The 22979-nt window shown below is 62.3% G+C and carries 30 protein-coding genes; 10 read left to right on the top strand and 20 right to left on the bottom strand.

Features of this window, described 5'->3' with window-relative positions; genetic code table 11:
* Positions 1 to 237: 237 nt before the first annotated feature.
* The 5 genes from HBR94_RS26455 to HBR94_RS26435 form a co-directional block, all read right to left on the bottom strand.
* On the bottom strand, positions 238 to 462 hold the full coding sequence (locus HBR94_RS26455) for a DUF2798 domain-containing protein (protein ID WP_003465037.1): 225 nt from the start codon (positions 460 to 462) through the stop codon (positions 238 to 240).
* A gap of 54 nt (positions 463 to 516) precedes the next feature.
* Positions 517 to 1218, bottom strand: a complete 702-nt coding sequence (locus HBR94_RS26450; protein ID WP_003465039.1) for a cysteine hydrolase — start codon at positions 1216 to 1218, stop codon at positions 517 to 519.
* Between the two features lie 90 nt (positions 1219 to 1308).
* On the bottom strand, positions 1309 to 1899 hold the full coding sequence (locus HBR94_RS26445) for a TetR/AcrR family transcriptional regulator (protein ID WP_003465041.1): 591 nt from the start codon (positions 1897 to 1899) through the stop codon (positions 1309 to 1311).
* Between the two features lie 81 nt (positions 1900 to 1980).
* Positions 1981 to 2658 carry a GntR family transcriptional regulator gene (locus tag HBR94_RS26440; protein WP_016487046.1) on the bottom strand — a complete coding sequence of 226 codons (678 nt, stop codon included), beginning with the start codon at positions 2656 to 2658 and terminating at the stop codon, positions 1981 to 1983.
* A 69-nt stretch (positions 2659 to 2727) separates the two neighbouring features.
* Positions 2728 to 3462: an SDR family oxidoreductase gene (locus HBR94_RS26435; protein ID WP_016487047.1), complete on the bottom strand. Its 735-nt coding sequence runs from the start codon at positions 3460 to 3462 to the stop codon at positions 2728 to 2730.
* A gap of 228 nt (positions 3463 to 3690) precedes the next feature.
* Between HBR94_RS26435 and HBR94_RS26430 the strand changes: the two genes are divergently transcribed.
* The 3 genes from HBR94_RS26430 to HBR94_RS26420 are packed head-to-tail and all read left to right on the top strand — an operon-like array spanning position 3691 to position 7162.
* Positions 3691 to 4722, top strand: a complete 1032-nt coding sequence (locus HBR94_RS26430; RefSeq protein ID WP_016487048.1) for an ABC transporter substrate-binding protein — start codon at positions 3691 to 3693, stop codon at positions 4720 to 4722.
* A gap of 53 nt (positions 4723 to 4775) precedes the next feature.
* Positions 4776 to 5843 (top strand): phosphotransferase, encoded by a 1068-nt coding sequence (locus HBR94_RS26425; RefSeq protein WP_016487049.1) that lies wholly within the window; start codon positions 4776 to 4778, stop codon positions 5841 to 5843.
* The gene (locus HBR94_RS26420; RefSeq protein ID WP_016487050.1) at positions 5840 to 7162 is read left to right on the top strand and encodes an aminotransferase class III-fold pyridoxal phosphate-dependent enzyme; all 1323 of its coding nucleotides are present in this window, start codon (positions 5840 to 5842) and stop codon (positions 7160 to 7162) included. The genes HBR94_RS26425 and HBR94_RS26420 overlap by 4 nt, the downstream gene beginning before the upstream one ends.
* A 4-nt stretch (positions 7163 to 7166) precedes the next feature.
* On the opposite strand, the gene HBR94_RS26415 is transcribed toward HBR94_RS26420, so the two are convergent.
* The 11 genes from HBR94_RS26415 to merR all read right to left on the bottom strand — a co-directional run bounded on the left by HBR94_RS26415 (position 7167) and on the right by merR (position 14092).
* Positions 7167 to 7922: an ABC transporter ATP-binding protein gene (locus HBR94_RS26415; RefSeq protein WP_016487051.1), complete on the bottom strand. Its 756-nt coding sequence runs from the start codon at positions 7920 to 7922 to the stop codon at positions 7167 to 7169.
* On the bottom strand, positions 7916 to 8974 hold the full coding sequence (locus HBR94_RS26410; protein ID WP_016487052.1) for an iron ABC transporter permease: 1059 nt from the start codon (positions 8972 to 8974) through the stop codon (positions 7916 to 7918). Before HBR94_RS26410 ends, HBR94_RS26415 begins: the two co-directional genes overlap by 7 nt.
* The gene (locus HBR94_RS26405; RefSeq protein WP_016487053.1) at positions 8971 to 10140 is read right to left on the bottom strand and encodes an ABC transporter substrate-binding protein; all 1170 of its coding nucleotides are present in this window, start codon (positions 10138 to 10140) and stop codon (positions 8971 to 8973) included. The genes HBR94_RS26410 and HBR94_RS26405 overlap by 4 nt, the downstream gene beginning before the upstream one ends.
* 33 nt (positions 10141 to 10173) lie before the next feature.
* Positions 10174 to 10731, bottom strand: a complete 558-nt coding sequence (locus HBR94_RS26400; protein WP_003100847.1) for a recombinase family protein — start codon at positions 10729 to 10731, stop codon at positions 10174 to 10176.
* Positions 10725 to 11096, bottom strand: a complete 372-nt coding sequence (locus tag HBR94_RS26395) for a hypothetical protein (protein ID WP_003100853.1) — start codon at positions 11094 to 11096, stop codon at positions 10725 to 10727. The genes HBR94_RS26400 and HBR94_RS26395 overlap by 7 nt, the downstream gene beginning before the upstream one ends.
* On the bottom strand, positions 11093 to 11593 hold the full coding sequence (locus tag HBR94_RS26390) for a hypothetical protein (protein WP_003100856.1): 501 nt from the start codon (positions 11591 to 11593) through the stop codon (positions 11093 to 11095). The genes HBR94_RS26395 and HBR94_RS26390 overlap by 4 nt, the downstream gene beginning before the upstream one ends.
* The gene (locus tag HBR94_RS26385) at positions 11590 to 11916 is read right to left on the bottom strand and encodes a hypothetical protein (protein WP_003100858.1); all 327 of its coding nucleotides are present in this window, start codon (positions 11914 to 11916) and stop codon (positions 11590 to 11592) included. Before HBR94_RS26385 ends, HBR94_RS26390 begins: the two co-directional genes overlap by 4 nt.
* Before the next feature lie 254 nt (positions 11917 to 12170).
* Entirely contained in the window at positions 12171 to 12527 is a 357-nt protein-coding gene (locus tag HBR94_RS26380; RefSeq protein WP_003465043.1) for a cupin domain-containing protein, read from the bottom strand.
* A gap of 236 nt (positions 12528 to 12763) precedes the next feature.
* Positions 12764 to 13150 (bottom strand): DUF86 domain-containing protein, encoded by a 387-nt coding sequence (locus HBR94_RS26375; RefSeq protein WP_003100872.1) that lies wholly within the window; start codon positions 13148 to 13150, stop codon positions 12764 to 12766.
* On the bottom strand, positions 13147 to 13437 hold the full coding sequence (locus HBR94_RS26370) for a nucleotidyltransferase (protein ID WP_001247892.1): 291 nt from the start codon (positions 13435 to 13437) through the stop codon (positions 13147 to 13149). Before HBR94_RS26370 ends, HBR94_RS26375 begins: the two co-directional genes overlap by 4 nt.
* A gap of 220 nt (positions 13438 to 13657) precedes the next feature.
* Positions 13658 to 14092, bottom strand: a complete 435-nt coding sequence (gene merR / locus HBR94_RS26365) for an Hg(II)-responsive transcriptional regulator (protein WP_000429838.1) — start codon at positions 14090 to 14092, stop codon at positions 13658 to 13660.
* A 71-nt stretch (positions 14093 to 14163) separates the two neighbouring features.
* Between merR and merT the strand changes: the two genes are divergently transcribed.
* The 6 genes from merT to merE are packed head-to-tail and all read left to right on the top strand — an operon-like array spanning position 14164 to position 17311.
* A complete protein-coding gene (gene merT, locus HBR94_RS26360; RefSeq protein ID WP_001294667.1) occupies positions 14164 to 14514 on the top strand; it encodes a mercuric ion transporter MerT in 351 nt (116 codons plus the stop codon).
* A gap of 15 nt (positions 14515 to 14529) precedes the next feature.
* Positions 14530 to 14805: a mercury resistance system periplasmic binding protein MerP gene (merP, locus tag HBR94_RS26355; RefSeq protein ID WP_000735441.1), complete on the top strand. Its 276-nt coding sequence runs from the start codon at positions 14530 to 14532 to the stop codon at positions 14803 to 14805.
* Positions 14806 to 14807: 2 nt separating this feature from the next.
* Positions 14808 to 15053: a mercury resistance system transport protein MerF gene (merF, locus tag HBR94_RS26350; RefSeq protein ID WP_000654684.1), complete on the top strand. Its 246-nt coding sequence runs from the start codon at positions 14808 to 14810 to the stop codon at positions 15051 to 15053.
* Entirely contained in the window at positions 15050 to 16696 is a 1647-nt protein-coding gene (merA, locus tag HBR94_RS26345; RefSeq protein WP_000136268.1) for a mercury(II) reductase, read from the top strand. The genes merF and merA overlap by 4 nt, the downstream gene beginning before the upstream one ends.
* A gap of 16 nt (positions 16697 to 16712) precedes the next feature.
* Positions 16713 to 17078 (top strand): mercury resistance co-regulator MerD, encoded by a 366-nt coding sequence (gene merD, locus HBR94_RS26340; RefSeq protein ID WP_003465059.1) that lies wholly within the window; start codon positions 16713 to 16715, stop codon positions 17076 to 17078.
* Positions 17075 to 17311: a broad-spectrum mercury transporter MerE gene (gene merE, locus HBR94_RS26335; protein ID WP_001087809.1), complete on the top strand. Its 237-nt coding sequence runs from the start codon at positions 17075 to 17077 to the stop codon at positions 17309 to 17311. Before merD ends, merE begins: the two co-directional genes overlap by 4 nt.
* Before the next feature lie 52 nt (positions 17312 to 17363).
* On the opposite strand, the gene HBR94_RS26330 is transcribed toward merE, so the two are convergent.
* Genes HBR94_RS26330 through HBR94_RS26315 form a run of 4 tightly spaced genes read right to left on the bottom strand, consistent with a single transcriptional unit; the run spans position 17364 to position 21843 of the window.
* The gene (locus HBR94_RS26330; RefSeq protein WP_000904941.1) at positions 17364 to 17978 is read right to left on the bottom strand and encodes a recombinase family protein; all 615 of its coding nucleotides are present in this window, start codon (positions 17976 to 17978) and stop codon (positions 17364 to 17366) included.
* A gap of 60 nt (positions 17979 to 18038) precedes the next feature.
* The gene (locus tag HBR94_RS26325; RefSeq protein ID WP_003465063.1) at positions 18039 to 19256 is read right to left on the bottom strand and encodes a TniQ family protein; all 1218 of its coding nucleotides are present in this window, start codon (positions 19254 to 19256) and stop codon (positions 18039 to 18041) included.
* Positions 19253 to 20161 carry a TniB family NTP-binding protein gene (locus tag HBR94_RS26320; RefSeq protein ID WP_003465065.1) on the bottom strand — a complete coding sequence of 303 codons (909 nt, stop codon included), beginning with the start codon at positions 20159 to 20161 and terminating at the stop codon, positions 19253 to 19255. Before HBR94_RS26320 ends, HBR94_RS26325 begins: the two co-directional genes overlap by 4 nt.
* Positions 20162 to 20163: 2 nt before the next feature.
* Positions 20164 to 21843, bottom strand: coding sequence for a DDE-type integrase/transposase/recombinase (locus HBR94_RS26315; protein ID WP_003465068.1), 1680 nt, complete (start codon positions 21841 to 21843; stop codon positions 20164 to 20166).
* 115 nt (positions 21844 to 21958) lie between these two features.
* On the opposite strand from HBR94_RS26315, the gene HBR94_RS26310 reads away from it, so the two are divergent.
* Positions 21959 to 22501, top strand: a complete 543-nt coding sequence (locus HBR94_RS26310; protein ID WP_169907648.1) for a recombinase family protein — start codon at positions 21959 to 21961, stop codon at positions 22499 to 22501.
* The last annotated feature ends 478 nt before the right edge of the window (positions 22502 to 22979 follow it).

Genomic DNA, 22979 nt, shown 5'->3' with positions numbered 1-22979 from the left:
AGGTTTTGTTGTCGGTCGCTCTGCGGGACCATGGAGGTCTAATGTACCGGCTTGTCCGTGAACGAAGCGGCTACAAATGCGCGGATGAAAAGTGGTTTATTGCGAAAATGCGAACGGGCACAGTATTTCGTGCGTCGGGTGCGGGCTTGCGCGCCTGTCGCGAGCAGCCCCGAAGCCCCCGGTAGGAGCGAGCATGCTCGCGATGGCGGTGTGTTGGGTGAGTCATAGCCAAGTCATTCAGCCCACCGTCATCCGCCTCACCACGCGCCGAATCATCGGCGCCGCCAGCACCACCACCGGCAACATCGATACCCACGACAGCGCCCACGCGTTCAACCAGCGGCCGGCAAAGGCCAGGTCGAGCGCATGGGGTGTGGTGGCGATGGCGGCCGCGACCGCGCAGGTCAGGCCGGATTGAACGACGCCGAAAACGAAATGCTCATAACGGGCGGGGATTTTCATCGGGGGTTCTCGAGAAAGAGCGGGGGGGCGCGATGCCCGGCCGCTCGGGCACGATCAAGCCGGTTGCAGTTGCGCGATAGTCTCTTCGGTGGTCCACAGCCCGTGGGCGAGGAAGCGGTAATTGATGATGGCCGCCAGGTAGCCGTCGCCATCCGGCAGGCGCGGGCCGGCGGTGGCGTCGCGTACCACGACTATTTCAAAGCCCTGTTCGAGCAGTTCGCGCAGGTGTGATTCCACGCAAAGGTTGGCCGCCATGCCGGCGAGGATGATCTGCGACACGCCTTTCTTGCGCAATTGCAGCGCCAGGTCGTTGGTTTCCGGGCCGTAGACCTTGTGCGGCGAGGCGATGATGGTCTCGCCGTCGAGAATGTACGGCTTGTAGATCTCGAGGAAATCGGCGCCGGAGCCTTCGAAGTTTTCCAGGGTGTTCGGTCCCTTGCGATCGAACATGCAGATGCTGTGCATGACCTTTTCCAGCGGACCGCCAAAATGCCAGTCGTGGTCGTGCGGGTAGTAATAGTGTGGCGACACGGCCACGGGCAGGTCGTGAGCCTTGAAGGCCTTGAACAGTTTTTCCAGGTTTTCGACGGTGTTGTTCTCGACGATGCTCTCACCGAACACCGCCCAACTGGCGCCGGCAGGGCTGAGGAAGTCGTTCTGTGGGTCGATGACCACCAGGGCGGCTTTGCTCAGGTCGAGCTTGAAACCAGTGGCAGGCAGTGCGGGTTCGGCGGGGTCGGCGTACAGATGGCTCATGACGATTTACCTCTTGGGTGCTTGCGTGGATGAGACGTGAATGTTGCTTTATATAAATGACCAGTCGTCTTATTAATGAGGAAAAAAAACTCACTCCAATAGCCGAGGCAAGACCATCGATACGAAACGCTGCAGAGGTGCACCGTCGCGCAGGACCTTGCCGCGCATGACCGCACCTTCCCAGCCTTCGACGATGACACTGGCCAGCGCTTCGGCGTCGTGAGTTTCAGAGAGTTCGCGGCGCTGCTGCGCTTCACGCAGGCAGCTCGCGAGCAAACCTTCCCAGCGCGCCAGCACATCGGCCAGACGCTTGCGGGTTTGTTCGCTGCCATTGGACATTTCCAGGGACAGGTTGCCAATCAGGCAACCCAGGCTGTATTCATGCTCGCCGTGCTCGAGCACCAGGGCCTGGAAGAACTGGCCGATGCGCTCCAGCGGCTTGACCCGGGCGTCGTAGAAGATCGGCCCGTGGCGGGTTTCGATCGAGGTCCAGTATTCCTCGAGGATCTCTGCCGCGAAGTCTTCCTTGCTGGCGAAGTAGTTGTAGAAAGAGCCCTTGGGAATCTCGGCAGCGGCGGTGATGTCCTGGACGCCGCAGCCGTTGAAGCCACGGTTGTGAACCACCTGGCGGCCAATCGACAGCAAACGGGATCTGACTTCGAGGTTGACCGGGCGAGCCATGACAGAGACATCCAGTGATGAGAAAGTTTTAATAAACTAACTGGTCATCTATGTTTCGTCAACAGTCGAATTGACTGCCAATCAGTCCGCCTGCGCCATCTCGATGTACTCGAGCATCTTCTCGTTGCCATCGAGAATGTCACGGCAGATGGCCGCCCGTGCCGCCGCGCCATCGCGGCGCTTGAGTGCGTCGAGCACTTCCCAGTGATGGTCGATGGCCATGCGCTCGTTGAAGTTGCCATAGGCACGGGCGATCAGTGGGCCGGTGCGCATCCACAGGCTATCGAGCAAACCCGCCAGCACCGGCATGCGCGCGATGGTGGTCAGCGCGTAGTGAAATTGCTGATTGCACTTGAGAGCGGCTTGCAAGTCCTGGGCGTTGATCGCGGCGATGTTGTTTTCGATGCAGGCTTGCAGGTCTGCGAGTTCGCTGTCGGTCACCAGCGCGGCGGCCGTCTCCGCAGCCAGGCCTTCAAGCGCCAGGCGGATGCTGCGGATCTCGCCGTATTGCGCGGCGGTGAGGATGGGTACGCGGATGTCACGCGGGGTCTTGAGGATCAGCGCCTGTTCCTTGGCCAGTTGCAGGATCGCGTCGCGCACCGGTGTGACGCTGGTGCCCAGTTGTTCGGCCAGGTCGCGGATGCGCAGGCGGTCATCGGGCTGGAAACGCCCGGTGATCAGTGCCTCGCGCAGCAACTCGTAGATGCCACTGCCCAGGTAAGAGTGATTGAGGGTTTGAATAGGGTAGGGGTTGCTCATTGATCGCTCATCTGCGGCGGATGCCCGGCCCGAATGATGGAAGTTTCCGGCCGGGATTTCCAGATTATTTCAGACGTGCTGACCACCGTTGACATGAATCTCCGAACCGTTGATGTACGACGCGCCTCGGGTGCAGAGGAAATGCACCAGGGATGCGACTTCTTCCGGCTTGCCCAAGCGGTGCATGGGGATCTGCTGATCGACGATCAGTTCGGTCCCGGCAGACAGGATCGACGTCTCGATCTCACCCGGTGCAATCGCATTGACCCGCACACCGTGTGGCCCGAAATCATGGGCCATTTCCCGCGTCAGTGCGGCCAGTGCAGCTTTCGAGCAGGCGTAGGCGACCCCGGCAAACGGGTGCACCCTGGAACCTGCAATCGAGGTGACGTTGATCACCGAGCCTTGCGCCGCCTTGAGCTCATCGAACAGCCCTTGGGCCAGTAACGCCGTGGAAAACAGGTTGACGTTGAACACGCTGAGCCAGGTGGCGTAATCGGATTCCAGCACGCCCAATCGTGCGCCGGCTTCGCCTTTGGGTGAAATGCCGGCGTTGTTCACCAGGGCATCGAGGCGTCCGCCGAGTTTCTCCCGGATCAATGGCAGGCTGCGGCGCACTTCGTCGATGTCTTCCAGGTCCAGGTGGATGTGGTTCAACTCGCCTTCAGCCCAGGGGCAGCCTTCGGTCCAGTTCTGTCGCGAGGCCGTAAACACGCGCCAGCCCGCAGCGTTGAAGTGCTTCACCGTGGCATGGCCGATGCCACGGCTCGCACCGGTGAGGAGGAGGGTTCGTTGCTCGGTCATGCAGGCGCTCCTGAGGAAGGGGTGGAGTGGTGAGACTATACCAGTAAAAATTATGATGCATCATATTCTAAATATGTTACTAATGAGCTGCGCCTCGGAATCATCGCCGTGCGCCGGCCACCAGGTGCAAGACACCCGGCGCTGACCGAAATATTGCTGCCAAAAACAAAAAAACCACCTGCCATCCCTTAGCTGCCGCTCACGCACGTAGCGAATTCGGAGAGACGCATGAACAGCAAAATCGCAACTGTACTGATGCTTGGAATGCTTGCCGGCCCTTTGAGCGCCGCTGAAAAACTGACCGTGGTGTCCTTCGGCGGCAACAACCGCCAGGCCCAGGAAAAAGCCTTCTACAAACCCTTCACCTCGGAAAAGAAAGTGGCGATCACGGCCGATGACTACAACGGCGAAATGGCCAAGATCCGGGTCATGGCCGACACCGGGAAAACCAGCTGGGACGTGGTCGAGGTCGAATCCCCCGAGCTGTTGCGCGGTTGTAGCGAAGGCCTGTTCGAGCCATTGGACTGGTCGCGCATCGGCAAGAAAGAAGATTTCATCCCGGCCGCCGTCAGCGATTGCGGGGTGGGTATCTTCATCTGGTCTACCGTTCTGACATACGACCCGAAAAAACTCGCCAGCGCGCCACAGGGCTGGGCGGATTTCTGGGACGTGAAGAAATACCCCGGCAAGCGCGGCCTGCGCCGTGGCGCCAAGTTCACCCTGGAGTTCGCCCTGTTGGCCGATGGCGTGGCCAAGGAAGATGTCTACACCTTGCTCGGCACCGAGGAGGGCGTGCAGCGGGCCTTCCGCAAACTGGATCAGATCAAGCCCGACATCCAGTGGTGGGAATCCGGCGCGCAGCCGTTGCAATGGCTGGCGGCAGGCGACGTGGTGATGACTTCGGCCTATAACGGGCGTGTCACCTCGGCGCAGGCGGAGGGACAATCGTTTGAAATGCAGTGGAATGGCAGCCTGTACGACCTGGATCACTGGGCCATCGTCAAAGGCTCGCCGAAGAAGGCCCTGGCGGAAAACTTCATCGCGTTTGCCAGTGCACCGGTTCAGCAGAAGCACTTTGTCGAGGCCATTCCTTATGGGCCAAGCAACACCAAAACCGTGGCACTGGTCGATGAGGCGGTGGGCAGCAAACTGCCGACTTCACCGGATAACCTGAAGAACGCCCGGGCCACGGATGCCGAGTTCTGGATCGACCACGGCGAAGACCTGGAAGAGCGTTTCATCGCTTGGGCCAACAAGTAATGCAAGGGGCCTGCGCGAGCAGGCCACATCACCGAAGCGAGGAGTCATGAACAATGCCGCTTGAGAAAGTATCGGCGCAACCCTGTCTGCTGGAGGCGGCCCCTGCCCGTGTCAGTGACGGGCAGGTCCTTGGGGTCCTTGCGCAGCACTACGCGATCAGCGGAAAACTCGAGCAACTGGGCGGCGAGCGCGACCTCAATTTCCGGGTCATGCTCGCGGACGGTACGTCGCGTCTGTTCAAGTTGTCGCATCCATTGGAAAACCCGCAGGTCGTGGACTTCCATAACCAGGCCATGCTCCAGATCGAGCGTAACGATCCGGCGTTGCCGGTGCAGCGTGTCTTTGCATCACTCGGCGGGCGATTCGTGGAGCCGGTCGAAATCGAAGGCCAGCGCATGTTGGTCCGTCTCCTGTCCTTCGTTGACGGCTTGCCGCTGCACCGCGTCGCCCACACATCGGTGAATTTCAGGCAGAACCTGGGCCAAGCGCTCGCCCGGTTCGACCTGGCCCTGGACGGCTTCAGCCATCCCGCTGCCGGGCACGTCCTGCTGTGGGACATGCAACACGCCCAGCGCCTCAGGCCCCGGCTGAAACACATCGAGCCGGGCGTTCGTCGCGACCGGATCGAACACAGCCTGGACCGCTTCGAATCCCAGGTACTGGGCAAGTGCGCCACGCTGCGCCACCAGGTGATCCATAACGACATGAACCCGCACAACATCATCGTCGATCCGGATCAGCCCGATGTGTTGCGCAACATCCTGGATTTTGGCGACATGGTCCACGCGCCGTTGGTCAACGAGGTCGCGGTCGCGGCATCGTACCAATTGGGGGTGGCGGGCGACGTCCTGGCCCCGGCGCTGGACATGATCCGCGCCTATCACCAGGTCAATCCCCTCACCGGCGAAGAATTGCAACTGCTGCCGGTGCTGATCTCCACACGCCTGGCGTTGTCGTTGTGCATCAATTATTGGCGGGCCGACCTGCACCCGGACAATCGCGAGTACATCCTGCGCAACTCATACCGCGCCCAGGATGCCCTGGCGGGATTGTCCGCAATGGCACCCGCCGAGATCCACGACAGAATCCTTGCCGCTTGCACCCAGGAGGTTGGCGCATGAGCATGATCAACGGTTTCACTTCTGAAGATGCCGATCGCCTGTCAGACAAGGAAAAACGCCTTGTCGAACGCCGGGCACGGTTGCTCGGCCCGGCCTATCGACTGTTCTACGAACACCCCTTGCACACGGTGCGCGGCGAGGGCGTGTGGCTGTACGACGAACAAGGCCGGCGGTATCTGGATGCCTACAATAACGTGGCGTCGGTGGGGCATTGTCATCCCCGGGTGGTCGAGGCGATCAGCCGGCAGGCCGGGCAACTCAACACCCACACTCGCTACTTGCAGGAGGGCATGCTCGATTACGCCGAGCAACTGCTGGGCACCTTTCCCGAGTACCTCGAGCGGGTCATGTTTACGTGCACCGGCAGCGAGGCCAACGATCTGGCGTTGCGCATCGCCAAACAGTTTACCGGCGGCACCGGCGTGATCATCACCCGCTTCGCGTATCATGGCGTCACGGGTGATATCGCCGAGCTTTCTCCGTCGCTCGGCCCGAGCATGGTTCTGCCACCCCACGTGCGCACCGTTCGCGCCCCCGATGCTTATCGGCTGGGTGCGGATCAAGTGGCCTCGACCTTCGTGGCTGACGTCCGTGCGGCCATCGATGACCTGCGCAAACACGGCATTCGTCCGGCGGCGATCCTGCTCGACGGCATTTTCGCCAGCGATGGCGTCTTTGCGGGCCCAACCGGCTGCATCGCCGAAGGGATCGCATTGGCCCAGGCCGAAGGCCTGTTGTACATCGCCGATGAAGTCCAGTCCGGCTTCGCCCGCACTGGCCTGAACATGTGGGGTTTCCAGCGGCACGACGTGCGCCCCGACCTCCTGACCCTGGGCAAGCCGATGGGCAACGGCCACCCCATCGCCGGCCTGGTCGGTCGAGCGCAAGTGGTCGATCACTTTGGCCAGAACATGCGCTACTTCAACACCTTTGGCGGCAACCCGGTGTCCTGCGCAGCGGGGCAGGCCGTGCTGGACGTCATCCGTGACGAACAGTTGCAGCAGCGCTCGCACACCCTGGGTGAATGTCTGTTGACGGGGTTGCGGGAGCTGGCCGAGCGTTACCCGATCATCGGCGATGTGCGCGGTGCCGGGATGTTCCTGGGGGTCGAGCTGGTGACCGATCGCGCCACAAAAGCGCCTGCCGCCACGCAGACCCGTCAGGTGGTCAACGCGATGCGCGAGCAGGGCGTATTGATCAGTGCTGCCGGGCCGCTGGAAAACGTGCTGAAGATTCGCCCGCTGCTGGCCTTCGAACAGGAGCATGCGCACTTGCTACTGGAAGCGGTCGGCACGGCGCTGGAAGGGCTGCAGCCGTAGCGGTTCAGACGATATCGTCGATCAGGATATGGTGCTGCCCACGGCTGCAGCGTTCGATGCGCGCCTCGACCTTGTACACCGCGCGCAGCATCTGCTCGTTGATCACTTCATGGCTCGGGCCGCTGCCCTGAGCGGTGCCATCGGCGATGACCAGCACCTGATCGGCGAAGCGCAAGGCCTGGTTCAGGTCATGGATGGCGATGAACACGATGACTTCGCGCTTTCGCGCCAGGTCGCGCATGAAGTTCAGCACCTGGACCTGGCGGTGCATGTCGAGGGCGCTGGTGGGCTCGTCCATCAGCAGGATCTGCGGTTCGCGCACCAGCGTCTGGGCGATTGAGACCAGTTGTTGCTGGCCGCCGCTGAGTTCACCCAGGTTGCGGAATGACAGCGGCGTAATGCCCAGGGCGTCGAGGATCTCATCGACCAGTTTCAGTTCGTCATCGTGGACCACCCAACCCGGTGTCAGTTGCTTGCGCGCCAGCAGCACCGATTCGTACACGGTCAAACGGGCGCTGGCGTTGAGGCCCTGGGGCATGTAGCTGATGCCTTTCATGCCTTTTTCCGCGCCTTGCAGCTTTACCTCGCCGGGCCCGTCGATCAGCCCTGCCATGCGTTTGAACAGGGTCGATTTACCTGCGGCATTGGGCCCGACCACGGCGACCACCTGGCCGCCGACAAACTCGGTGGTGGTCACACCGCTGATGATCGTGCGCTGGCCATAGCTGGCGCCGAGGTCTTGCAGCTGGATCGTTACCATGAGTTTTTCTTTGCGCCGAGAATCAGAGAGATAAAGAACGGTACGCCGATCAGGGACGTGACCACGCCGATGGGGAAAATCGCGCCGGGGATCAGGGTTTTGCTGACCACCGAACTCGCCGACAGGATCAGTGCGCCGGTGAGCAACGAGGCCGGCAGGAAGAAACGTTGGTCTTCGCCAATCAGCATCCGCGCGATGTGCGGGCCGACCAGCCCGATAAAGCCGATGGTGCCGACGAAGGCCACGGGAAACGCAGCGAGCAGGCTGACCATGATCAGCGTCTGGAAACGCAGGCTGCGCACGTTGATACCGAAGCTGGCCGCCTTGTCATCCCCCAGCCGCAGGGCGGTGAGCGCCCAGGTGCGCCTGGCGAAAATCGGCAGGGTGATCAGGATCACCACACAGATCACGCCCAGCTTGGGCCAGGTCGCCTTGGTCAGGCTGCCCATGGTCCAGAACACGACGGCGGCCACGGCTTGCTCGGTGGCAAAAAACTGCACGAGTGCGAGCAACGCGTTGAACGTGAACACCAGGGCAATGCCGAGCAGCACGATGGTTTCGGCGGTGACGCCACGGCGCAGGCTCAAGAAGTGGATCAGCAGGGCGCAGAGCATGGCCATGATGAACGCGTTGGCCGGCACCATGTACTGCGCTGCCAGCGGAAACAGCGCCACACCGAACGCCAGCCCCATGGCGGCGCCGAAACTGGCTGCCGCGGAAATGCCCAGGGTGAACGGGCTGGCCAACGGGTTGTTGAGGATGGTCTGCATCTGCGCCCCGGCCAGCGATAACGCCGCGCCCACGGCGACCGCCATCAGTGCCACGGGCAGGCGAATATCCCACATCACCACCCGCACCTGCGGCGCGGCGCTGTCCGGTGAAAGCAGCGCACCGAGCACTTCGCCCAGGCTGTAGCTGGCCGGGCCCAGGGCCAGGTCAAGCAACACACTGCCCAACAACAGCAGCGTCAGGGCGCCGAGGATCAGGCGTTTGCGCACCACCAGGCGGCGGTAGGTGTCGCGCTGGACCATCGTATCGTTGATCGCATTCATGGCTTGATCTCGGGTTCGCCCAGGCTGACGAAATAGCCAGGCTCGTAGGGCACCGGCAGGAAGCGCTCATGCAACTCGCGAAACGCGGCTTGCGGATCGAGGTCTGCAAACAGCGTCGGATGAAACCATTTGGCCAGTTGCTGGATGGCCACGAACTGATAGGGGCTGTTGTAGAACTGGTGCCAGATGGCGTGGAAGGCCTGGCTGTCCTGCGCCTTGATTCCGGCATAGGCCGGGCGACCGGTGTACCAGGCCAGTTTGCGTCGGGCCTCGGCCATGTCCGCGCCCGGACCCACACCCACCCAATGCCCGCCCGGGGCGAAGGCTTCCCAGTTGGCGCTGGTCACGACAATCTGGTCAGGGTTGGCGACGATCACCTGCTCGGCGTTCAACTGGCCGAAGGTCGTGGGGATGATGTCCCTGGCGATGTTGTCGCCGCCGGCCATTTCGACGAAGCGGCCAAAGTTCTCGTTGCCAAAGCTCAGGCAGCAATCGTCGGTGTAGCCGCCGATGCGCTCGATGAACACCTTGGGGCGCGCAGGTTGGTGCGCGGCAATCACGTCGGTGACCCGGCGAATCTGCTGGTTGCGGAACGCGATGAACGCTTCGGCGCGTTGCTCCTTGCCGAACAATTGGCCGAACAGGCGCATGGTCGGCTCGGTGTTCTGCATCGGGTAGTTGCGAAAGTCGACGTACACCACGGGAATGCCCAGGGCGTCGAGCTTCTCGATGTAGCGCGCATCTTCGGTCGCGTGCTGGGCCTCGATATTGAGGACAATCACATCGGGGCGCTGCGAGATCGCTTGCTCGATGTCGAAGGTGCCGTCTTCAAACCCGCCGAAGGTGGGGATGTCGGCAATGCCCGGAAACTTGCGCAGGTAGGCGTTGTAGGTGTCGGGATCGGACTGGATGAGGTCCTTGCGCCAGCCGACGATACGCTCGATGGGGTTTTGCGTGTCCAGCGCCGCCACCAGGTACAACTGGCGGCCTTCGCCGAGAATCACCCGTTTGACTGGCAGGTTTACCTTGACCTTGCGCCCGAGCAAATCGGTCACGGTGCTGCGTGTGTCAACCGCTTCGTTGGCCAATGACGCCAGTGAAACCCCCAGCAATCCAGCAAACAGCAGCGCGGCCAGGGCGTGGCTGCGTCGAACAATGGTGAGCATGGGGTCGTCTCAGAAAACGGAAAATAAAGCACGCTAAGCGTGCGTGGAGGCTGGCACCCAGCGGTACAGCGTCGGAATGGACACGCCGAGGTTCTTGGCCACGTCCTTGGGCGGCACCCCGCTGGCCAGCAGCTTCTTGGCCGACTCGATCTTGCTGTCGGTCATCTTCGGCTTGCGGCCGCCTTTGCGGCCGAGCTGCTTGGCGACTTCCAGCCCGGCGCGGGTGCGCTCGACGGTCAGCTCGCGCTCCATTTCGGCAAGGCTCGCCATGACGTGGAAGAAGAACCGCCCGGATGGTGTGCCGGTGTCGATGGAGTCGGTGAGGCTCCTGAACTGGACACCGTGCTTGTGCAGATCGCCGACCAGATCGACCAGTTGCTTGACCGACCGGCCCAGCCGGTCGAGCTTCCAGACGACCAAAGTATCGCCTTCGCGCAGCATTTCGAGCGTCTTGGCCAAGCCAGGCCGGTCTGCCCGCGTGCCACTCACCTTGTCCTCGAAGACCTTTTTACATCCGGCCTTGCTCAAGGCTTCGCGTTGCAGCTCCAGGTTCTGATCCTGCGTCGAGACGCGCGCATAGCCAATCAACATGGCTTGTCTCGCGCCCGGTCGATGCGTTCCTGCATCGCCTGCATCACTTCTTCGTGGGTGTACGATCTGGCGTTGGCGTCGGTGGCTTGCCGCAGGGCTTCCTCAACCTCGCGCGTCATCCGCTCGTAATCCTCCGGCCACAGCGCTTGCTCCATGCGCAGCGACGCCTGACCCAGCAGGTGCAGCAGGCTGAACAGCCGCATGTCGTTGGTGGCGACGATGCGCTCCCGAATCTGCTCCTGAATAGCTTCGCTAGCCCGATGCGCTTGTGGTGTGGCAGTCCCCTCGTAGTCAGCGGGGAATTCCGCTTCCTCGGCAATCCTTGCCCAGGCGCTGGCCAGCGCCTCGATGGTTGACGTGCTCATTTCCGCCGCTCCTGTGCTCTTTGGCGAATCAACCGGCCAAGGGGCCTCGACGCGAAAACCAGCAGCATCACGCCTATCGGATACCAGGTCGAGAAGACCACCAAGGCATCGAAGGCTGGCCGTCCGGTGTTGGTAGGCAGTACGGCGGTCACAGCCATCAACCCGCCGACCGTCCAGATGATGCGCCACACGTAGGGCATCACGCGGGGCACGTAGCCGTCATCGAAAGCGGTCTGGTAGTAGCGGCGCAGGCCGCGCTCGGCAAGCGCCTGGCGCTGCCGCTCCGACAGCGCATCCGTCCGGCCATACCAGCGCCGGAATGGTGGACAGCGCAGCAGCAAAGGGGTGAAGAGGATCATCACCGCCACGATCGCGACACCCCACGCCATGACGGCGCCGGCATCGGGCCGCTTGGCGTTCTCGATCACGGGCGCGAAGACGCCCGGAGCACCGATCATCCAGAACAGCGCAATGTGCTGATGGAAGGAGAGCTTCATTTGCTCATCCACTTGCGCAGCAGGCGCTTTTTCAGGGAGGCGCGTTCTTGCGGGTTGCGTCCCTTGTGATTGGCGATGCGATCCGCCGTGGCGGCCTGGCGCTTGACGGGCCAGTAGGAGCGGCCATCCTTGCCCATCGACCAGACGCTGCTGGCCTGGTTTTCCAGCAGGGGCAGATGGGCGCTCAGGGCTTCGGGCGACGCGCTGGTCAGCGCCGTGCGCTCACGGGTGCGCCAGCGCTGATGCCAGAGCTTCTTGTCCTCGCGCTCGCTGCCGCAGGTCGTGTGCCCGACGATGGGTGTTTTGCGGCGGCTGCGGCTCATAACGTAGTGGTCTCCAAGAACATTCAGGACTGATCCCAGGCGTCGATGGTCAAGACCTGATCGGCAGGACAGGCGGCTACGCGGTCGGGAACTGGATGGTGTTCAGTCTCATGCCGACCCCATTCGATTGATCGCGTCGCTTGCGGCACGCTGCGACGCAAGGAGGTTTGCGACCTGGTTTAGCAGCCGTGTCCGCTGCATGTCTGTTACCTATCTCCCCGACCGCTCATTGGACCAACTCCAGAGATTGGGCTCTATCGCTCAGCCAATACGAAACCGGCATTGGCTGATGCCACAACCGAGACGAACACAAATGGCTCGGTACCTGTATTTCGCGCCCCGTGCACTTGGCCCGGTCTTGCCACGGCTATCTCACCTTCCCTGAGGGCACGAACAATCCCATTGCCCTGAAAGTAATCAGCCATTCCCGACAAAACAGTCCACGTGTCTTGGCCGTGAGGATGAATGTGAGCCGCAATTTCCTGCCCGGGATGGACATGCCAAACCACGATAATTGAGTCTCGGGTTTCAAGCACAACGGAACGAATAGGCTCGCCTTCGGACGGCTGAACATACTCGGCTACAGAAAATATTCTCGATTCAACAGTCATCGGAGATCCCTCTTTCACAGTGCCCCCAGACAGGCTGGATATGAGTTCTAACTCGAATTTGAACGGGAGGCTGGTCGTGCGGTCGTGCAGTTGCCGATGAGCGTGTCGGCTGCTGCCTCCTTGCCCACCAGCGAACTCACGTCCGTTGCGGCCATCCAGAAGGTCTTGCCCGAGCGCGGCTCATAGGTCGCGGGATCGAACACGCCAGAGGGGCCGAACATCGGCGGCTTGATTGGTCATGGCTCCATGCCTTTGTCGTTACGGTCTTCATCGTCGGCATCCTGACGCACGGCGGGCAATTGCTGGAGCAACGCCGGCAGCCATTCCTGTACCGTCTCCCACACCACATCGAGGTTGATGTCGAAATAGCCGTGAGCCATGCGATTACGCATATTGCGCATGCTGCGCCACGGCACGTCGGCATGCGCCTGGGTGAACTCGACGTAGCCATCCATCACCTTTGTGGCCGCCTCGCCGATGACGATCAGGCTCATGATGACGGCCTGCTGGGTGCGCTTGTCGGCCAAGAAGTCGTCCTTGGCCATCCCTTCCACGAAGCTGCGCGCATCGGTTGCGGCCTGCTGAATGTGGTCGAGGTAATCGGGCAGGCGGTTCTCGCTCATATCGGTTGCGCCTCCGCGAGCACCTTGGCCCGGAACTTCGGCGGCAGGTCGCCGGGAGTCAGCAGATCGACGTCAACGCCGAGCAGCGATTTCAGTTCTTCTTCCAAATCGCCCAAGTCCAACAACGTGGCACCGGGCAGCGCATCGACCAACAGGTCGAGGTCGCTGCCATCCCGGTCGGTGCCATGCAGCACCGAGCCGAAGACGCGCGGGTTCGCGGCGCGAAAGCGGCCTACCGCTTCACGCACTGCGCTTCGCTTCATGTCAAGCACAACAGACGGTCGCATGGGCATCCTTTCTTATCGAAACTCGTTGAGATGATATGCAATCAAGAATAGAATTTCAAGAACTATTTTCGAGAATCGCAATGCCTTGATTCCCGTGCCGCGTGTCACTTTCAGAAGGCGACAGCACGAAATATCAAAAGTCGACCGCACGGTCTTTTCTGACGTTGGAGTCGCCTCAGAAAACGGAAAATAAAGCACGCTAAGGCGTAGTTCCCTCGGGCTACACCGCGTCCGCACTGCGCGGTTCTTTCTTCCCTTGCAGTGACGCAATCAGCGGGCAGGAAACGTTCCCCTTCCGCGCATGGCAGGCGCACACCAAATCAGACAGCACGGCCTCCATGCGCGCCAGGTCAGCCATCCTCTCGCGCACGTCCTTGAGCTTGTGCTCGGCCAGGCTGCTGGCTTCCTCGCAATGGGTGCCATCCTCCAGCCGCAGCAGCTCGGCGATCTCATCCAGGCTGAAGCCCAACCGCTGGGCTGATTTCACGAAGCGCACCCGCGTTACATCCGTCTCGCCATAGCGGCGAATGCTGCCGTAAGGCTTGTCCGGTTCCGGGAGCAAGCCCTTGCGCTGATAGAACCGGATGGTCTCCACATTGACCCCGGCCGTCCTGGCGAAAACGCCAATGGTCAGGTTCTCCAAATTGTTTTCCATATCGCTTGACTCCGTACATAACTACGGAAGTAAGCTTAAGCTATCCAATTCAGATTCGAAAGGACAAACGTATGTCTGAACCTCAAAACGGGCGCGGCGCGCTCTTCACTGGCGGGCTGGCCGCCATCCTCGCCTCGGCTTGCTGCCTCGGGCCGCTGGTTCTGATCGCCTTGGGGTTCAGCGGCGCTTGGATCGGCAACTTGACGGTGTTGGAACCCTATCGCCCCATCTTTATCGGCGTGGCGCTGGTGGCGTTGTTCTTCGCCTGGCGGCGCATCTACCGGCCGTCAGCCGCCTGCAAACCGGGTGAGGTTTGCGCGATTCCCCAAGTGCGAGCTACTTACAAGCTCATTTTCTGGGGCGTGGCCGTGCTGGTTTTGGTCGCGCTCGGATTTCCCTACGTCGTGCCATTTTTCTATTGATCACAGGAGTTCACCATGAAAAAGCTGCTTTCCGCCCTTGCCCTCGCTGCCGTTGTTGCCCCCGTGTGGGCCGCCACCCAGACCGTTACGCTGTCCGTACCGGGCATGACCTGCTCGGCCTGTCCGATCACTGTCAAGAAGGCGATTTCCAAGGTCGATGGCGTCAGTAAAGTTGACGTGACCTTCGAGACGCGCGAAGCGGTGGTCACCTTCGATGATGCCAAGACCAGCGTGCAGAAACTGACCAAGGCTACCGAGGATGCGGGCTACCCATCATCAGTCAAGAACTGATCATGAAAGACCCGAAGACACTGCTGCGGGTCAGCATCATTGGCACAACCCTCGTGGCGCTGTGTTGCTTCACCCCTGTTCTGGTCATTTTGCTCGGTGTGGTCGGCTTGTCCGCGCTGACCGGCTATCTGGACTATGTGCTGCTGCCTGCGCTGGCGATTTTCATCGGCTTGACCATCTACGCCATCCAACGAAAACGCCAAGCCGATGCCTGCTGCACCCCGAAATTCAATGGAGTAAAAAAATGACCGAAATCACCGTGAATGGCATGACCTGCACATCCTGCGCCACCCATGTCAAAGATGCTTTGGAAAAGATTCCCGGCGTGAATGCCGCTGTGGTGTCCTATCCAGAAAGCCGCGCGCAAGTCATGGCAGACACCGCCGTGAGCCACAACCAACTGCTGGCCGCCATCGCCGCATTGGGTTATCAAGGCTCGATCCGGGTTGGTGATTTCAAAGATGAACCAAAAATCCGTGATGCACTTGAGGGCGCCGGTTTGCATATCGCCATCATTGGCAGCGGCGGGGCCGCGATGGCGGCGGCGCTGAAGGCCGTCGAGCAAGGCGCGACGGTCACGCTGATCGAACGCGGCACCATCGGCGGCACCTGCGTCAATATCGGCTGTGTGCCGTCCAAGATCATGATCCGCGCTGCCCATATTGCCCATCTGCGCCGGGAAAGTCCGTTCGACGGCGGTATTGCGGCAACTGTGCCTGCGATTGACCGCAGCAAACTGCTGGCCCAGCAGCAGGCCCGTGTCGATGAACTGCGGCACGCCAAATACGAAGGCATCCTGGACGGCAATCCAGCCATCACCGTTTTGCACGGTGAAGCGCGTTTCAAGGACGACCAGAGCCTGGTCGTCCGTTTGAACGAGGGTGGCGAGCGCGAGGTAACGTTCGACCGCTGCCTGGTCGCCACCGGTGCCAGTCCGGCCGTGCCGCCGATTCCGGGCCTGAAAGAGTCACCCTACTGGACTTCCACCGAAGCGCTTGTCAGCGACACCATTCCCGCACGCCTGGCCGTGATCGGTTCGTCGGTGGTGGCGTTGGAACTGGCGCAAGCCTTTGCCCGGCTCGGCAGCCAGGTCACGATCCTGGCACGCAGCACCTTGTTCTTCCGGGAAGACCCGGCCATCGGCGAGGCCGTGACAGCCGCTTTCCGCGCCGAGGGCATCGAGGTGCTGGAGCACACGCAAGCCAGCCAGGTCGCCCATGTGAACGGCGAATTCGTGCTGACCACCGGACACGGTGAATTGCGCGCTGACAAGTTGCTGGTTGCCACCGGTCGGGCACCGAATACGCGCAGCCTCGCGCTGGACGCGGCGGGGGTCACTGTCAATGCGCAAGGGGCCATCGTTATCGACCAAGGCATGCGCACGAGCAACCCGAACATCTACGCGGCCGGCGACTGCACCGACCAGCCGCAGTTCGTCTACGTGGCAGCGGCCGCCGGCACCCGTGCCGCGATCAACATGACCGGCGGCGACGCAGCCCTCAATCTGACCGCGATGCCGGCAGTGGTGTTCACCGACCCGCAAGTCGCCACCGTGGGCTACAGCGAGGCGGAAGCGCACCACGATGGCATCGAGACCGACAGTCGCACGCTGACACTCGACAACGTTCCGCGAGCGCTTGCCAACTTCGACACACGCGGCTTCATCAAGCTGGTCATCGAGGAAGGTAGCGGACGGCTCATCGGCGTGCAGGCGGTGGCCCCGGAAGCGGGCGAACTGATCCAGACGGCGGTGCTCGCCATCCGCAACCGCATGACGGTGCAGGAACTGGCCGACCAGTTGTTCCCCTACCTGACAATGGTCGAGGGGTTGAAGCTTGCGGCGCAGACCTTCAACAAGGACGTGAAGCAGCTTTCCTGCTGCGCTGGATAAAAAAAGGAGGTTTTCAATGAGCGCCTACACCGTGTCCCGGCTGGCCCTTGATGCCGGGGTGAGCGTGCATATCGTGCGCGACTACCTGCTGCGCGGATTGCTGCGTCCGGTGGCGTGCACCCCGGGCGGCTATGGCCTGTTCGATGATGCCGCCTTGCAACGGCTGTGCTTCGTGCGGGCGGCCTTCGAGGCGGGCATCGGCCTGGACGCGCTGGCGCGGCTGTGCCGGGCGCTGGATGCTGCGGACGGCGATGAAGCGGCCGCGCAGCTTGCCGTTCTGCGCCAGTTCGTCGAGCGTCGGCGCGAAGCGTTGGCCGATCTGGAGGTGCAGTTGGCCACCATGCCGACCGAGCCGGCACAGCACGCGGAGAGTCTGCCATGAACAGCCCCGAGCGCTTGCCGTCCGAGACGCACAAACCGATCACCGGCTACCTGTGGGGCGCGCTGGCCGTGCTCACCTGTCCCTGCCATTTGCCGATTCTCGCCATTGTGCTGGCCGGCACGACGGCCGGCGCGTTCATCGGAGAGTACTGGGGTATCGCAGCCCTCACGCTGACCGGTTTGTTCGTCCTGTCTGTGACACGACTGCTGCGGGCCTTCAAAGATCGATCATGAGCGCTTCCCATTGAGACAAACCACGCTGTCGCTACGTTGCCTCATGCCGGCATCAAATTCGGCTGAGTAGCTTCTCGCCATCTGGACGTAGCTCACCCTTGGGTGAAACATGCCGATACAGGGTCTGCCGCGTGACGCCAAGTTCCTGGCACAGGTCGCCGACCTTGGTCTCTGGCTGACCCATTGCCGCCATCGCCAGCCGCAGCTTGGCGGCGGTCATCTTGAACGGCCGGCCGCCTTTCCGCCCGCGCGCGCGGGCCGAGGCTAGGCCGGCAATCGTGCGCTCCGCGATCAACTCGCGCTCGAACTCGGCCAGGGCGGCGAAGATGCCAAAGACCAGCTTGCCGGCGGCGGTCGTGGTGTCGATGGCCGCGCCGTGCCCGGTTAATACCTTCAAGCCGATGCCGCGCCCAGTCAGGTCGTGCACGGTGTTGATGAGATGTCGCAGGTCGCGTCCGAGCCGATCCAGTTTCCACACGACCAGTGTGTCGCCAGTTCGCAACGCCTTCAGGCAGCTCGTCAAGCCGGGCCGATCCTCGCGCATGCCGGATGCCTGGTCCTCGTAAAGATGTACTGGATCGACCCCGGCGGCAATCAGCGCGTCGCGCTGCAAATCGGTAGCCTGGGAGCCGTCCGCCTTCGATACCCGCATGTAGCCTATCAGCATGTCGTACCTGTCACATATACGTTCGATTATGTGACAGTGTGAGCCAGAAAGTTCTCGCCGTCAAAAACTGTCACTTAACCCGTCATTTAGTCTAAGACCTGCAAACGGCCATTCAGGCTCGTAATGTGACAAAAACTCCGGCGGGATGCCCTCCTTGGTGAACGTGGCGCGCAAACGTTCCAGGGATTCGGGGTCGCGTCGCCCGTAGGACGCCAGTGTGAACAGCAAGCGGGCCGTCTCCGGGTTGTGTCGCGCTTCAATGATGGCCTCATCGATGGCCTGGGCTGCTCGTTGCCAGTGGTTGATGGGTTCCGGCTTCGGCACCTTCGCCGGCAGGCCGTTGGTGAAACCAGTGTGCGGCTCCGTCTGAAACAGCGCGGCCTGTTCCCCGCGCGGGATCAGCGCCTTTGACTCGATCAGCGTGATGGCGGTGGCCGCCGCCTCCAGCATCTGCCACTGCACCGCCGGGGCCAGAATCTCGTAGGGACGCCACAGACTCTGCCCGGCGCGCAGCGGATGGCCGCAGCGCTCCCAGACATGGCGGATGCTCGCCGAGCAACTGCCGCAGTGCGAGAGCGGCGTGTTCAGCTCATCAAGCAGGGTGCGCAGCAGCCGGAACCACAAGCCGGCGTGGACACGCCGACGCGGCAGCTCCACAAAACCCGTCGTCAGCGCCTGCCAGGTGCGCCGGTCCATGCAGGCGATTGCGTCATCGGCAGGGCGCGGCGCAGCATCGGCGATTTCCCACTGAAGATACCGGCCGGGCATGCCCCAGTAGGACTCCAGCCAGCAGCCATGCTGCGGGCAGCTCAGCATCAAGGGGAGCTGCCAGACGAGTAGCACAGCTTGATTCGTTGGATCGTTCAGACACTGCGGACACGCCCGGCGAATCGTCTGGCTCGGTAGCCAGGCACGCCAGCGAGTGATGGACCGCACCTTGCGGGTGCGCTTGGGCAGGAGCACCGCGCATTGGAATGTATAGGTTTCCAAGGCTGCTGGTACCGAATCGTCGAGACTGTCGAGCAGCCACGGCACCCAGCCTGCAAGACTCATGCTGCGCAACCGCTCCAGCTCGACGCCACTGCGCTGGCAGAGCGCCGTCAGCAACGACAAGGATGGTGCGGTATCCAGGTCATCAAGTTGGCTGTGACCAAGATCGTGGGCCAGCAGCTCGTGCACGTCCATCTGGTAGCAGGCGGCGACCCGGTTGAGCCATGAGGACAGGGCTTCGCCTTCCTTGGGTGCCGGATGCAGCGGCCAGCGCGGCGCGGACTTCACATCAGTTCCCGCTCGAACTGTCGCCGCCGCTCACTGGGGCCGATGTAGTCGGCCATGCTGAGCGTGCGGTGGTTGATCGCTTCCTCGCCACTCTCCACGGCGGCGACGGCCGCCGCCACCAGCAGATGTGCAAGCTCGCCGATGGTGCCTTCGCTCCGGGTGAGCAGGTAGCGGGCCATGTCCAGCGTGGCAATCGGGGATGGCCGCCGTAGCGGGAGTGACGCCGCGAAGCTGGCCAGCAGCGAGCAGCAGTCCTCATTGGCCTCCCACGGCGGCAGCAGCATCGGCTCGAAGCGGTTTTCCAACTGATCGTCCGAACGGATGGCCAGGTACGCCTCGCGCGTGCCGACCCCGACCAGGGGGATACGCAGCTCGTTGCCGAGGAAGCGCAGCAGGTTGAGGAACTCGCGCCGGTTAACGCTGTTGCCAGCCAGTACATTGTGCAGTTCGTCGATCACCAGCATGCGCACGCCGACCTTGCGCAGCAGGGCCAGCGCCAGTTGCTCCATTTCCGGCAGCCGTGGGCGCGGGCGCAGCGGCGCGCCCATCGCAGCCAGCAGCGCGACATAGAAGCGGATCACCGATGGCTCTGACGGCATCTGCACGACCAGCACCGGGATATGTTCTTGGTCAGCGTCGGTGCCGACCGGGTGCGCCCGCCGGAATTTCTCGACGATCATCGACTTGCCGTTGTTGGTGGGGCCGACCAGCAGCAGGTTTGGCATGCGTTGCTTGTTCGGCCACGCATACAGAGTTTCCAGCCGGTTCAGCGCCTCGACCGCGCGCGGGTAGCCGATCCAGCGGTCGGCGCGAATGCGCTGGATGCGCTCGTCTGCCGGCAGCCTGGCCAAACCCTGTGCCGCTGGCAGCAGGTGGGACAGGTCAATGACGGGATATTCGTCCACGGCTACCACTCCTCGATCTGATCGAACGGTTTGGCCGGCGGCAGGTTGTCTGCCTGCGGGTCAGCCATGTCCACATCCGGCGGTATGGGCTTGGCCGGTGGCTCCGACGTCTTGAGGTGCTGGCGGCGATCAGCGTCGCGCCGCGCCTTGCGCGTGGCCTTCTGGGCGGTGGTCACGATCTCGCGCATCTGCCCGATCATGCGGAACAGCGCCGACTCGTCCACCTGCTCGCGCCCGAGCTGACGCAATTTGGCCAGCGCCTGGCGTTGTTCCCAGAGGGTGACGGCCGGATGGGACAAGGTGCGGTAGTGGATCTCCAGATAGTGCTGACCTTCCGGTTCCAGTACCCAGATGCGGCTGATGTCGCGCGGATCGCGCCGGATCAGGAAGGCGGGCAAGCGCTCGCGCCGGGCAATCCACGGCTTGAGGGCGTCGGCGTAGTAGTGGATGTGGTCGATGACAAAGCCGGTGCGGGTCAGGGTGCGGCGGATCACCGGCAGGAAATCGACCAAAAACGCGGTGGGGCGGGTAACGACGGCCGGGACGCCAACGCGCTCCACGGCCTCGGCCCAGCGCGCGGCCGGCGGCTGGAGCAGGCCGTTGTGCACGGAGCCGTGATAGGTGCCTACCGCCAACGCGAGCCAGCGCTCCAGCTCGCGCAGCGTCAGGGTGGCCATCTTCTCGGAATCGTACTCGCCGCGCTGGCCGGGATTGGAGAAGGTCGTCCCCGGTAATTCGTCGTGGATCATCTGCATCGCCGTGCCGATGATCCGTTCCACGATGCCGCCGTAGTGCGGCTGGCCTGGTGGGCGATAGTCCAGCCGGATGCCATGCTGTTCGCAGCCACGGCGCAGCGCTTCGCTTTTGAACTCGGCCGCGTTGTCCAGATAGAGCAGCCTGGGCTTGCCGCTCATCGGCCAGTCCATTTCCACATTCAGCCCTTCCAGCCAGGGCCGCTTGTCGCAGGCGGCATGCGCGAGGCATAGGCCGACCGAGACGGCGGACGGCGCTTCCAGCGTGACCACCATGCCGAGTACGCAGCGCGTGAACACGTCGATGGCGAGGGTCAAATATGGGCGGCCAATCGGTTGCCGGTCGCGCTCGTCGACCACGATCAGGTCGATGACGGTGTGGTCGATCTGCACCTGTTCCAGCGGCATGGTGACTTCGGGCGGAATGCCACCCGCGCCTTGCAAGGGACGGGCAGCGTCCTGCCCGCCCCGGCTGCGGGCTATTTTCGCCGGGTGTAGTCCGGCAATCCGCTGGGCCACGGTGTTGCGCGCCGGCACCGGCAGCTTCTGGGTTTTGCACGCCTGCGCGACTTCGCGGTGGAACGCCGCCAGGCTGCGTTTCTGCTTGGTCAGGAAGCGCTTTTGCAGCAGCTCGCGGATGATGCGCTCGACCGGTTCCGGCAAGCGCCCCTTGCCTTTGCCGCCGCCGGATCGGCCGGGCGTCAGGTCTGTTACCAGGCCAGTACCCTGCCGGGCGCGACGGATCAGGACATATACCTGTCGCCGGGACAGGCCCAGCGCTTGGGCTGCCTCATCGGCGGCTTCATGCCCGACCACCTCAAGCGCTGCCAGTGGCCCGATGATTTCCGTCCGGTGCCGGGCTTGCGCCCATGCCTCGTCGGGCAGGGTGGCCACGCCTTGCGCGGCAATCGGTGGAGTGTCTGATGTCATGCCCAAACCTCGCTTTGGTGCACACGAGTATTGAGCATAGTCGAGATTGGTGCAGACGACTCCTGATATTGGGCTGTCAGGAGCCGTATGCACACCAGGCGTTACATCCAGTCAGATGGTGCGGTCGTCTTCTGAAAACGACATACGCCTCCAGCTCGACGCACTACAAGCGGCTGGATGCGACAAGGTTTTCACCGATAAGGCCAGCGGGAAGAAACTAGACCGCGCCGGCCTGATAGATGCACTGGCTTTCGCCCGCGAGGGTGACACGCTCGTCGTGTGGAAGCTGGATCGCCTTGGTCGTTCAATGAAAGGGCTGGTTGACCTTGCTGCCGAACTTGATGCGCGGAAGGTCGATCTTCGTTCGCTCACTGACGGTATCGACACCAAAGGAACCGCTGGACGCTTTTTCTTCCACGTCCTTGCCGCTATGGCGGAAATGGAGCGGGAATTGATCCTGGAGCGAACCAGGGCCGGCCTGGAAGCCGCTAGGCGTAGCGGAAAGGTCGGTGGCCGGCGTCCGGTAATGACCCCAGCAAAAACCGAGGCAGCACAAACGTTGCTGAGCAACGGGATGGACGCCAAGGAGGTGGCCATGTCCATCGGGGTATCGTTGCCAACTCTCTATCGACACCTGCCGGCGCGGGATCGGGAATAGGCCTCCGGCCGACCTGGCGTGAACCTGGACGTGATGAACAACTCCCACGGGTCAGGTAATGCGCCCCTGAAACCGCGTGTGTAGAGGGGGTGACAATTTGTCAGGGGGGACGCACGGATCGAGGTGGCCACCGACAAACTGGCGCGCTCCTGGACGTGATGAACAACTCCCACGGATCAGGTGATGCGCCCCTGAAACCGCGTGTGTAGAGGGGTGACAATTTGTCAGGGGGGCGCACGGATCGAGGTGGCTACCGACAAACTGGCGCGCTCCTGGACGTGATGAACAACTCCCACGGATCGAGGCGCTGGCCTTCGCCTGCTGACGCGAAGAATCGAGTAGGGTGAGGGATTTTTTTTTCCCTCAGCCCTCTCACACCACCGTACGTGCGGTTCCGCATACGGCGGTTCAACTAATACGCTGGAGTCCCTGCACAGTGCTGCGCAGCGAGACCAGCCCCATTTTGGCGAAGTACAAC

The sequence above is a fragment of the Pseudomonas sp. WS 5412 genome, from assembly GCF_012985615.1.
GTDB classification, from domain to species: domain Bacteria; phylum Pseudomonadota; class Gammaproteobacteria; order Pseudomonadales; family Pseudomonadaceae; genus Aquipseudomonas; species Aquipseudomonas shahriarae.
Note: the sequence above shows the minus strand (reverse complement) of the source record. Positions and strands in the feature narration are given on the sequence as shown.